The sequence below is a fragment of the Priestia sp. USM5 genome (genome assembly GCF_058323215.1).
This window is the reverse complement of record NZ_JBSGKN010000001.1, coordinates 4,601,057-4,610,000: the sequence shown is the minus strand read 5'-3', so window position 1 is coordinate 4,610,000 and position 8,944 is coordinate 4,601,057. Positions and strand designations below refer to the sequence as shown.

The 8,944-nt window shown below is 51.3% G+C and carries 10 tRNA genes and 4 rRNA genes (1 of these 14 only partly in view); all 14 read left to right on the top strand.

Annotated elements, in window-relative coordinates:
* Window positions 1-34: transfer RNA gene (locus tag ACWATA_RS24290), tRNA-Ala, on the top strand; it begins 42 nt to the left of the window's first position.
* A gap of 108 nt (window positions 35-142) precedes the next feature.
* Window positions 143-3,078 (top strand): 23S ribosomal RNA (locus tag ACWATA_RS24285).
* Between the two features lie 109 nt (window positions 3,079-3,187).
* Window positions 3,188-3,303, top strand: a 5S ribosomal RNA gene (rrf, locus tag ACWATA_RS24280).
* A gap of 9 nt (window positions 3,304-3,312) precedes the next feature.
* Window positions 3,313-3,388, top strand: a tRNA-Val gene (locus ACWATA_RS24275).
* A gap of 3 nt (window positions 3,389-3,391) precedes the next feature.
* Window positions 3,392-3,467 (top strand) — tRNA-Thr (locus ACWATA_RS24270).
* Between the two features lie 7 nt (window positions 3,468-3,474).
* Window positions 3,475-3,550: transfer RNA gene (locus ACWATA_RS24265), tRNA-Lys, on the top strand.
* A gap of 13 nt (window positions 3,551-3,563) precedes the next feature.
* Window positions 3,564-3,645: transfer RNA gene (locus ACWATA_RS24260), tRNA-Leu, on the top strand.
* A 23-nt stretch (window positions 3,646-3,668) separates the two neighbouring features.
* Window positions 3,669-3,743, top strand: a tRNA-Gly gene (locus ACWATA_RS24255).
* A 14-nt stretch (window positions 3,744-3,757) separates the two neighbouring features.
* Window positions 3,758-3,846 (top strand) — tRNA-Leu (locus tag ACWATA_RS24250).
* Between the two features lie 9 nt (window positions 3,847-3,855).
* A tRNA-Arg gene (locus ACWATA_RS24245) sits at window positions 3,856-3,932 on the top strand.
* A gap of 4 nt (window positions 3,933-3,936) precedes the next feature.
* Window positions 3,937-4,013 (top strand) — tRNA-Pro (locus tag ACWATA_RS24240).
* Between the two features lie 5 nt (window positions 4,014-4,018).
* A tRNA-Ala gene (locus ACWATA_RS24235) sits at window positions 4,019-4,094 on the top strand.
* A gap of 84 nt (window positions 4,095-4,178) precedes the next feature.
* Window positions 4,179-5,730: ribosomal RNA gene (locus tag ACWATA_RS24230) — 16S ribosomal RNA — on the top strand.
* Between the two features lie 225 nt (window positions 5,731-5,955).
* Window positions 5,956-8,891, top strand: a 23S ribosomal RNA gene (locus tag ACWATA_RS24225).
* Together the 16S, 23S and 5S rRNA genes with 10 tRNA genes alongside form the textbook arrangement of a ribosomal RNA operon.
* Window positions 8,892-8,944 lie beyond the last annotated feature (53 nt).

The window sequence follows — 8,944 nt, the reverse complement described above, 5'->3', positions numbered from 1 at the left end:
GAGGTCAGCGGTTCGATCCCGCTAGGCTCCACCAATTGTTCTTTGAAAACTAGATAACAGTAATTGCTGAGGAAAAGTGAAACTTTTCTTTAATCAAACCAATAAATAACACAACTTTATGTTGTACCATTTATTCGCTAATGGTTAAGTTAGAAAGGGCGCACGGTGAATGCCTTGGCACTAGGAGCCGATGAAGGACGGGACTAACACCGATATGCTTCGGGGAGCTGTAAGTGAGCTTTGATCCGGAGATTTCCGAATGGGGAAACCCACTGTTCGTAATGGAACAGTATCTTTATCTGAATACATAGGATATTGAAGGCAGACCCGGGGAACTGAAACATCTAAGTACCCGGAGGAAGAGAAAGCAAATGCGATTTCCTGAGTAGCGGCGAGCGAAACGGAATTAGCCCAAACCAAGAGGCTTGCCTCTTGGGGTTGTAGGACACTCTATACGGAGTTACAAAGGAACGAAGTAAATGAAGCGACCTGGAAAGGTCCGTCGAAGAAGGTAACAACCCTGTAGTTGAAACTTCGTTCCCTCTTGAGTGGATCCTGAGTACGGCGGAACACGTGAAATTCCGTCGGAAGCTGGGAGGACCATCTCCCAAGGCTAAATACTACCTAGTGACCGATAGTGAACCAGTACCGTGAGGGAAAGGTGAAAAGCACCCCGGAAGGGGAGTGAAAGAGATCCTGAAACCGTGTGCCTACAAGTAGTCAGAGCCCGTTAATGGGTGATGGCGTGCCTTTTGTAGAATGAACCGGCGAGTTACGATCCCATGCAAGGTTAAGCTGATAAGGCGGAGCCGTAGCGAAAGCGAGTCTGAATAGGGCGTTTAGTATGTGGTTGTAGACCCGAAACCAGGTGATCTACCCATGTCCAGGGTGAAGTTCAGGTAACACTGAATGGAGGCCCGAACCCACGCACGTTGAAAAGTGCGGGGATGAGGTGTGGGTAGCGGAGAAATTCCAATCGAACCTGGAGATAGCTGGTTCTCTCCGAAATAGCTTTAGGGCTAGCCTCATGTTGTGAGAGTCTTGGAGGTAGAGCACTGATTGGACTAGGGGCCCCCAACGGGTTACCGAATTCAGTCAAACTCCGAATGCCAAAGACTTATCCATGGGAGTCAGACTGCGAGTGATAAGATCCGTAGTCAAAAGGGAAACAGCCCAGACCACCAGCTAAGGTCCCCAAGTATACGTTAAGTGGAAAAGGATGTGGAGTTGCTTAGACAACCAGGATGTTGGCTTAGAAGCAGCCACCATTTAAAGAGTGCGTAATAGCTCACTGGTCGAGTGACTCTGCGCCGAAAATGTACCGGGGCTAAACGTATCACCGAAGCTGTGGATTGACATCTTTGATGTCAGTGGTAGGAGAGCGTTCTAAGTGCAGCGAAGTCAGACCGTAAGGACTGGTGGAGCGCTTAGAAGTGAGAATGCCGGTATGAGTAGCGAAAGACAAGTGAGAATCTTGTCCACCGAATGCCTAAGGTTTCCTGAGGAAGGCTCGTCCGCTCAGGGTTAGTCGGGACCTAAGCCGAGGCTGAAAAGCGTAGGCGATGGCCAACAGGTTGATATTCCTGTACCACCTCCCCGCCGTTTGAGTAATGGGGGGACGCAGTAGGATAGGGTAAGCGCGCTGCTGGATATGCGCGTTCAAGCAGTTAGGCTGATGAGTAGGCAAATCCGCTCATCATAAAGGCTGAGCTGTGATGACGAGGGAATTATAGTACCGAAGTTCCTGATTCCACACTGCCAAGAAAAGCCTCTAGCGAGGCGGGAGGTGCCCGTACCGCAAACCGACACAGGTAGGCGAGGAGAGAATCCTAAGGTGATCGAGAGAACTCTCGTTAAGGAACTCGGCAAAATGACCCCGTAACTTCGGGAGAAGGGGTGCTCTGGTAGGGTGTATAGCCCGAGAGAGCCGCAGTGAATAGGCCCAGGCGACTGTTTAGCAAAAACACAGGTCTCTGCGAAGCCGCAAGGCGAAGTATAGGGGCTGACGCCTGCCCGGTGCTGGAAGGTTAAGAGGAGGGGTTATCCTTTGGGAGAAGCTCTGAATCGAAGCCCCAGTAAACGGCGGCCGTAACTATAACGGTCCTAAGGTAGCGAAATTCCTTGTCGGGTAAGTTCCGACCCGCACGAAAGGCGTAACGATCTGGGCACTGTCTCAACGAGAGACTCGGTGAAATTATAGTACCTGTGAAGATGCAGGTTACCCGCGACAGGACGGAAAGACCCCGTGGAGCTTTACTGTAGCCTGATATTGAATTTTGGTACAGCTTGTACAGGATAGGTAGGAGCCTGAGAAGCCGGAGCGCTAGCTTCGGTGGAGGCGTCGGTGGGATACTACCCTGGCTGTATTGAAATTCTAACCCGCGGCCCTGATCGGGCCGGGAGACAGTGTCAGGTGGGCAGTTTGACTGGGGCGGTCGCCTCCTAAAATGTAACGGAGGCGCCCAAAGGTTCCCTCAGAATGGTTGGAAATCATTCGTAGAGTGTAAAGGCACAAGGGAGCTTGACTGCGAGACCTACAAGTCGAGCAGGGACGAAAGTCGGGCTTAGTGATCCGGTGGTTCCGCATGGAAGGGCCATCGCTCAACGGATAAAAGCTACCCCGGGGATAACAGGCTTATCTCCCCCAAGAGTCCACATCGACGGGGAGGTTTGGCACCTCGATGTCGGCTCATCGCATCCTGGGGCTGTAGTCGGTCCCAAGGGTTGGGCTGTTCGCCCATTAAAGCGGTACGCGAGCTGGGTTCAGAACGTCGTGAGACAGTTCGGTCCCTATCCGTCGTGGGCGTAGGAAATTTGAGAGGAGCTGTCCTTAGTACGAGAGGACCGGGATGGACACACCGCTGGTGTACCAGTTGTCTTGCCAAAGGCATCGCTGGGTAGCTATGTGTGGACGGGATAAGTGCTGAAAGCATCTAAGCATGAAGCCCCCCTCAAGATGAGATTTCCCATAGCGCAAGCTAGTAAGATCCCTGAAAGATGATCAGGTTGATAGGTCAGAGGTGGAAGCGTGGCGACATGTGTAGCTGACTGATACTAATCGATCGAGGACTTAACCAAACTTTAAAAGCGTAAGCTTTACTCAGCAACCTGTTATCTAGTTTTGAAAGAACAAAACTTTTTTAAAAAAGTCTTGCTTTCTTTTTTAAATCATGTATAATATAATATGTCTGGTGGCGATAGCGAAGAGGTCACACCCGTTCCCATACCGAACACGGAAGTTAAGCTCTTTAGCGCCAATGGTAGTTGGGACTTTGTCCCTGTGAGAGTAGGACGTTGCCAGGCTTTTATATCGGAGGATTAGCTCAGCTGGGAGAGCACCTGCCTTACAAGCAGGGGGTCGGCGGTTCGATCCCGTCATCCTCCACCATTTGCCGGTGTAGCTCAACTGGTAGAGCAACTGACTTGTAATCAGTAGGTTGGGGGTTCAAGTCCTCTTGCCGGCACCAGTTTTTCGAGCCATTAGCTCAGTTGGTAGAGCATCTGACTTTTAATCAGAGGGTCGAAGGTTCGAGTCCTTCATGGCTCACCATTTATATTCACACGCGGGTGTGGCGGAATTGGCAGACGCGCTAGACTTAGGATCTAGTGTCTTACGACGTGGGGGTTCAAGTCCCTTCACCCGCATCTTTACTTAATTTCATATATGTGCGGAAGTAGTTCAGTGGTAGAACACCACCTTGCCAAGGTGGGGGTCGCGAGTTCGAACCTCGTCTTCCGCTCCACATATATAAGTCCTGCCGGGGTGGTGGAATTGGCAGACACACAGGACTTAAAATCCTGCGGTAGGTGACTACCGTGCCGGTTCAAGTCCGGCCCTCGGCACCATTTTAATAAGCGCCCGTAGCTCAATTGGATAGAGCGTTTGACTACGGATCAAAAGGTTAGGGGTTCGACTCCTCTCGGGCGCGCCATAAACGGGAAGTAGCTCAGCTTGGTAGAGCACTTGGTTTGGGACCAAGGGGTCGCAGGTTCGAATCCTGTCTTCCCGACCATTTATGGGGCCTTAGCTCAGCTGGGAGAGCGCCTGCCTTGCACGCAGGAGGTCAGCGGTTCGATCCCGCTAGGCTCCACCAATCGGAATTTTGAACTTTGAAAACTGAACAAAGCGACAAACGTCAACGTTAATTTTTATTTTTAAATTGAGCAAGTCAAACATTTCTTCGGAGAGTTTGATCCTGGCTCAGGATGAACGCTGGCGGCGTGCCTAATACATGCAAGTCGAGCGAACTGATTAGAAGCTTGCTTCTAAGACGTTAGCGGCGGACGGGTGAGTAACACGTGGGCAACCTGCCTGTAAGACTGGGATAACTTCGGGAAACCGAAGCTAATACCGGATAGGATCTTCTCCTTCATGGGAGATGATTGAAAGATGGTTTCGGCTATCACTTACAGATGGGCCCGCGGTGCATTAGCTAGTTGGTGAGGTAACGGCTCACCAAGGCAACGATGCATAGCCGACCTGAGAGGGTGATCGGCCACACTGGGACTGAGACACGGCCCAGACTCCTACGGGAGGCAGCAGTAGGGAATCTTCCGCAATGGACGAAAGTCTGACGGAGCAACGCCGCGTGAGTGATGAAGGCTTTCGGGTCGTAAAACTCTGTTGTTAGGGAAGAACAAGTACGAGAGTAACTGCTCGTACCTTGACGGTACCTAACCAGAAAGCCACGGCTAACTACGTGCCAGCAGCCGCGGTAATACGTAGGTGGCAAGCGTTATCCGGAATTATTGGGCGTAAAGCGCGCGCAGGCGGTTTCTTAAGTCTGATGTGAAAGCCCACGGCTCAACCGTGGAGGGTCATTGGAAACTGGGGAACTTGAGTGCAGAAGAGAAAAGCGGAATTCCACGTGTAGCGGTGAAATGCGTAGAGATGTGGAGGAACACCAGTGGCGAAGGCGGCTTTTTGGTCTGTAACTGACGCTGAGGCGCGAAAGCGTGGGGAGCAAACAGGATTAGATACCCTGGTAGTCCACGCCGTAAACGATGAGTGCTAAGTGTTAGAGGGTTTCCGCCCTTTAGTGCTGCAGCTAACGCATTAAGCACTCCGCCTGGGGAGTACGGTCGCAAGACTGAAACTCAAAGGAATTGACGGGGGCCCGCACAAGCGGTGGAGCATGTGGTTTAATTCGAAGCAACGCGAAGAACCTTACCAGGTCTTGACATCCTCTGACAACTCTAGAGATAGAGCGTTCCCCTTCGGGGGACAGAGTGACAGGTGGTGCATGGTTGTCGTCAGCTCGTGTCGTGAGATGTTGGGTTAAGTCCCGCAACGAGCGCAACCCTTGATCTTAGTTGCCAGCATTTAGTTGGGCACTCTAAGGTGACTGCCGGTGACAAACCGGAGGAAGGTGGGGATGACGTCAAATCATCATGCCCCTTATGACCTGGGCTACACACGTGCTACAATGGATGGTACAAAGGGCTGCAAGACCGCGAGGTCAAGCCAATCCCATAAAACCATTCTCAGTTCGGATTGTAGGCTGCAACTCGCCTACATGAAGCTGGAATCGCTAGTAATCGCGGATCAGCATGCCGCGGTGAATACGTTCCCGGGCCTTGTACACACCGCCCGTCACACCACGAGAGTTTGTAACACCCGAAGTCGGTGGAGTAACCGTAAGGAGCTAGCCGCCTAAGGTGGGACAGATGATTGGGGTGAAGTCGTAACAAGGTAGCCGTATCGGAAGGTGCGGCTGGATCACCTCCTTTCTAAGGATTTTTACATGACGTACGTTTTGACACTTTGTTCAGTTTTGAGAGTTCAATCTCTCAATTATAGAAAGCATACTACTTTCTTCTTATTAGATAAGAAGAATTTTGGTTGCGATTGTTCTTTGAAAACTAGATAACAGTAATTGCTGAGGAAAAGTGAAACTTTTCTTTAATCAAACCAATAAATAACACAACTTTATGTTGTACCATTTATTCGCTAATGGTTAAGTTAGAAAGGGCGCACGGTGAATGCCTTGGCACTAGGAGCCGATGAAGGACGGGACTAACACCGATATGCTTCGGGGAGCTGTAAGTGAGCTTTGATCCGGAGATTTCCGAATGGGGAAACCCACTGTTCGTAATGGAACAGTATCTTTATCTGAATACATAGGATATTGAAGGCAGACCCGGGGAACTGAAACATCTAAGTACCCGGAGGAAGAGAAAGCAAATGCGATTTCCTGAGTAGCGGCGAGCGAAACGGAATTAGCCCAAACCAAGAGGCTTGCCTCTTGGGGTTGTAGGACACTCTATACGGAGTTACAAAGGAACGAAGTAAATGAAGCGACCTGGAAAGGTCCGTCGAAGAAGGTAACAACCCTGTAGTTGAAACTTCGTTCCCTCTTGAGTGGATCCTGAGTACGGCGGAACACGTGAAATTCCGTCGGAAGCTGGGAGGACCATCTCCCAAGGCTAAATACTACCTAGTGACCGATAGTGAACCAGTACCGTGAGGGAAAGGTGAAAAGCACCCCGGAAGGGGAGTGAAAGAGATCCTGAAACCGTGTGCCTACAAGTAGTCAGAGCCCGTTAATGGGTGATGGCGTGCCTTTTGTAGAATGAACCGGCGAGTTACGATCCCATGCAAGGTTAAGCTGATAAGGCGGAGCCGTAGCGAAAGCGAGTCTGAATAGGGCGTTTAGTATGTGGTTGTAGACCCGAAACCAGGTGATCTACCCATGTCCAGGGTGAAGTTCAGGTAACACTGAATGGAGGCCCGAACCCACGCACGTTGAAAAGTGCGGGGATGAGGTGTGGGTAGCGGAGAAATTCCAATCGAACCTGGAGATAGCTGGTTCTCTCCGAAATAGCTTTAGGGCTAGCCTCATGTTGTGAGAGTCTTGGAGGTAGAGCACTGATTGGACTAGGGGCCCCCAACGGGTTACCGAATTCAGTCAAACTCCGAATGCCAAAGACTTATCCATGGGAGTCAGACTGCGAGTGATAAGATCCGTAGTCAAAAGGGAAACAGCCCAGACCACCAGCTAAGGTCCCCAAGTATACGTTAAGTGGAAAAGGATGTGGAGTTGCTTAGACAACCAGGATGTTGGCTTAGAAGCAGCCACCATTTAAAGAGTGCGTAATAGCTCACTGGTCGAGTGACTCTGCGCCGAAAATGTACCGGGGCTAAACGTATCACCGAAGCTGTGGATTGACATCTTTGATGTCAGTGGTAGGAGAGCGTTCTAAGTGCAGCGAAGTCAGACCGTAAGGACTGGTGGAGCGCTTAGAAGTGAGAATGCCGGTATGAGTAGCGAAAGACAAGTGAGAATCTTGTCCACCGAATGCCTAAGGTTTCCTGAGGAAGGCTCGTCCGCTCAGGGTTAGTCGGGACCTAAGCCGAGGCTGAAAAGCGTAGGCGATGGCCAACAGGTTGATATTCCTGTACCACCTCCCCGCCGTTTGAGTAATGGGGGGACGCAGTAGGATAGGGTAAGCGCGCTGCTGGATATGCGCGTTCAAGCAGTTAGGCTGATGAGTAGGCAAATCCGCTCATCATGAAAGCTGAGCTGTGATGACGAGGGAATTATAGTACCGAAGTTCCTGATTCCACACTGCCAAGAAAAGCCTCTAGCGAGGCGGGAGGTGCCCGTACCGCAAACCGACACAGGTAGGCGAGGAGAGAATCCTAAGGTGATCGAGAGAACTCTCGTTAAGGAACTCGGCAAAATGACCCCGTAACTTCGGGAGAAGGGGTGCTCTGGTAGGGTGTATAGCCCGAGAGAGCCGCAGTGAATAGGCCCAGGCGACTGTTTAGCAAAAACACAGGTCTCTGCGAAGCCGCAAGGCGAAGTATAGGGGCTGACGCCTGCCCGGTGCTGGAAGGTTAAGAGGAGGGGTTATCCTTTGGGAGAAGCTCTGAATCGAAGCCCCAGTAAACGGCGGCCGTAACTATAACGGTCCTAAGGTAGCGAAATTCCTTGTCGGGTAAGTTCCGACCCGCACGAAAGGCGTAACGATCTGGGCACTGTCTCAACGAGAGACTCGGTGAAATTATAGTACCTGTGAAGATGCAGGTTACCCGCGACAGGACGGAAAGACCCCGTGGAGCTTTACTGTAGCCTGATATTGAATTTTGGTACAGCTTGTACAGGATAGGTAGGAGCCTGAGAAGCCGGAGCGCTAGCTTCGGTGGAGGCGTCGGTGGGATACTACCCTGGCTGTATTGAAATTCTAACCCGCGGCCCTGATCGGGCCGGGAGACAGTGTCAGGTGGGCAGTTTGACTGGGGCGGTCGCCTCCTAAAATGTAACGGAGGCGCCCAAAGGTTCCCTCAGAATGGTTGGAAATCATTCGTAGAGTGTAAAGGCACAAGGGAGCTTGACTGCGAGACCTACAAGTCGAGCAGGGACGAAAGTCGGGCTTAGTGATCCGGTGGTTCCGCATGGAAGGGCCATCGCTCAACGGATAAAAGCTACCCCGGGGATAACAGGCTTATCTCCCCCAAGAGTCCACATCGACGGGGAGGTTTGGCACCTCGATGTCGGCTCATCGCATCCTGGGGCTGTAGTCGGTCCCAAGGGTTGGGCTGTTCGCCCATTAAAGCGGTACGCGAGCTGGGTTCAGAACGTCGTGAGACAGTTCGGTCCCTATCCGTCGTGGGCGTAGGAAATTTGAGAGGAGCTGTCCTTAGTACGAGAGGACCGGGATGGACACACCGCTGGTGTACCAGTTGTCTTGCCAAAGGCATCGCTGGGTAGCTATGTGTGGACGGGATAAGTGCTGAAAGCATCTAAGCATGAAGCCCCCCTCAAGATGAGATTTCCCATAGCGCAAGCTAGTAAGATCCCTGAAAGATGATCAGGTTGATAGGTCAGAGGTGGAAGCGTGGCGACATGTGTAGCTGACTGATACTAATCGATCGAGGACTTAACCAAACTTTTAAAAGCGTAAGCTTTACTCAGCAAACTGTTACCTAGTTTTGAGAGAA